Below are 2270 nucleotides of genomic sequence, written 5' to 3' on the forward strand. Positions count from 1 at the left end.
ACGTCGTTCTGGGTCGGGGCCGCCTCGGCCCCGGAGCCCCGGGTCTCGGCGTCCACGGCGTCCACGGCGTCCTTGGTGTCGGCAGCGTCCTCGGTGTCGGCGGTCTCGGCGGCGTCCGACTCGGTGCTCTGCGGCGCGTCGGCCAGCGAGGTGTCCGCGATGTCGACGCCGGAGACCTTGATCTGGACCGTGGTGGTGTCGACCCCGAGGAAGACCGGCTCGGTGCCGCCGCTGCCGGTGGTGCTCTCACCCTCGTCGTCGACGGACTCCGCCTCGTACCAGGGGCCCCACGAGCCGTCCGGGTTCTTGGCACGCAGGGCCGCGACGGCCTGCGGGTTGTAGCCCTTCCACGTGACGCCGACCATCGAGAACGGGGTCTCGGAGGTGACCTCCTTGACCGGGGCGGAGCCCACCGCGATGTCGGTGTCCACACCCGCCGCGGCGGGTGCGTCGGACAGGGAGACCTCGGCCGTCCCGGTGGGGACGGCGGTGCCCGCGGTGGCGGCGATGTCGTCTCCGGACTCGACCAGGTGGTCCGCCCCGTACACGGCGAGGGGCGTGACGACGGACGCCGCGACCGCCACCGCGAGGGCGAGGGTCCTGCGTCGACCGCTGACGTTCAGGGGGCGGCGTCGTGTTCTCAAGGGCTTCTCCAGATCAGGTCTGTGTCTCGCGGATCCCGCTGCGGAACACTTCTTCCCGGCGGCCGCGAGCGCTGCGACCACTGGGACGAATGTGACGAACGTGGTCAATGGTAGCTAAGAAACGCGTGAAACCAAGTGCTACGGAAGTGAATTTTGGGGTCACAGCGGTGTAGTTTCGAACCGGTGTACGACGACGCGGCCGCCCGACGCGCGGACTGAGCAGCGGCACCGCGCACGGGTGGGGACCTCGTCGTCGTCGTCACCTGGTGTGGCACCGGGCCCCTCTCCCCGCCCGCCCGATACCCTTGGACCCGGACCCGCGCCGACCGGCGCGTGGACACGCCGGGCGCAGCGCCTGTTCAGGCTCAGCGACCCGGCGACGGACTACGGGAAGGCTCGAAGTGATGGCAGGCGATCGGCAGTGGGGGACCTATGACCTCATCGTGGTGGGGTCCGGTTTCTTCGGTCTGACGGTCGCCGAGCGGGCCGCGGCCGAGCTCGGCGCGCGCGTGCTGGTGCTCGACCGGCGTCACCACATCGGCGGCAACGCCTACTCCGAGGCCGAGCCGGAGACCGGCATCGAGATCCACAAGTACGGGGCGCACCTGTTCCACACCTCCAACGAGCGGGTGTGGGAGTACGTCAACCGTTTCACCGACTTCACCGGGTACCAGCACCGCGTGTTCGCGATGCACAAGGGCACGGCGTACCAGTTCCCCATGGGCCTGGGCCTGATCAACCAGTTCTTCGGTCGCTACTACTCGCCCGACGAGGCGCGGAAGCTCATCGCCGAGCAGGCCGCGGAGTTCTCGGCCGAGGACGCGGCCAATTTCGAGGAGAAGGCCATCTCGCTGATCGGGCGGCCGCTCTACGAGGCGTTCATCAAGGACTACACCGCCAAGCAGTGGCAGACCGACCCCAAGAACCTGCCCGCCGGCAACATCACCCGCCTGCCCGTGCGCTACACGTTCGACAACCGCTACTTCAACGACACCTACGAGGGCCTGCCCGTCGACGGGTACACCGCGTGGCTGGAGAACATGGCCGCCGACGAGAAGATCGACGTGGTTCTGGACACCGACTGGTTCGACGTCCGCGAGGCCGTTCGCGCGGCGAGCCCGGACGCGCCCGTGGTCTACACCGGCCCGCTCGACCGGTACTTCGACTACGCCGACGGCGAGCTCGGGTGGCGCACCCTGGACTTCGAGACCGAGGTCCTGCCCACCGGCGACTTCCAGGGCACCCCGGTGATGAACTACAACGACGCGGAGTACGACTACACCCGCATCCACGAGTTCCGTCACTTCCACCCCGAGCGCACGAACTACCCCACGGACAAGACCGTCATCATGCGCGAGTACAGCCGCTTCGCCGAGCGCTCCGACGAGCCGTACTATCCGATCAACGAGTCCACCGACCGCGTGAAGCTCGCCGCCTACCGCGAGCGGGCCAAGGCCGAGACCGCGGCGAACAAGGTCCTGTTCGGCGGACGCCTGGGCACGTACCAGTACCTCGACATGCACATGGCCATCGCCTCGGCGCTGACGATGTTCGACAACACGCTGGCCCCGCACCTGCGGGACGGGACCGCGCTCTCCGACTGAGCCCCGGCCGTCCCGGCCGCTC

The 2270-nt window shown here is 69.0% G+C and carries 1 protein-coding gene and 1 pseudogene; one reads left to right on the forward strand and one right to left on the reverse strand.

The genetic code is table 11. From position 1 onward, the window contains the following. Positions 1 to 644 (reverse strand): annotated as a pseudogene (locus tag G6019_RS14230) (hypothetical protein); the annotation flags it as partial. Positions 645 to 1048: 404 nt separating this feature from the next. On the opposite strand from G6019_RS14230, the gene glf reads away from it, so the two are divergent. After that, complete coding sequence (gene glf, locus G6019_RS14235; RefSeq protein WP_182613514.1) at positions 1049 to 2248, forward strand: UDP-galactopyranose mutase; 1200 nt, start codon at positions 1049 to 1051, stop codon at positions 2246 to 2248. Positions 2249 to 2270: the final 22 nt, after the last annotated feature.

Origin of the sequence: Dietzia sp. DQ12-76 (assembly GCF_014145045.1) — a bacterium.
GTDB lineage: Bacteria > Actinomycetota > Actinomycetes > Mycobacteriales > Mycobacteriaceae > Dietzia.